We start from the raw sequence: 259 nt of genomic DNA, 5'->3' as shown, positions 1-259 counted from the left end.
TCAGCGGTCGTGACCTGACCGTCGCCACCGACCCGACCTCGGCGGTCGCCGTCGCCGACGGCGTGCGTTCGGTCGTCGTCGCGCTCCCGAGCGAGCACGACCCGCTTCCGACCGGCGCGCTCCGGTCGGGCGTCCGGGACCTCGACGACGCCACCCCGCTCGGACCCCGTTCGGGCACGCCGTGGTGCGAGACCGACGGTCCCGTCCGCCCGGACCACTGGCACGCGTTCGCGCTCCTCCTGGACGGCGCCACGCAGCC

At 76.4% G+C, this 259-nt stretch carries 1 pseudogene; it reads left to right on the top strand.

Annotation, left to right across the window (positions count from 1 at the left end):
- Positions 1 to 259 (top strand): annotated as a pseudogene (locus tag IFT89_RS20005) (hypothetical protein); the annotation flags it as partial.

Origin of the sequence: Plantibacter sp. CFBP 13570 (genome assembly GCF_014841395.1) — a bacterium.
Lineage (GTDB): Bacteria > Actinomycetota > Actinomycetes > Actinomycetales > Microbacteriaceae > Plantibacter > Plantibacter auratus.
Note: the sequence above shows the minus strand (reverse complement) of the source record. Positions and strands in the feature narration are given on the sequence as shown.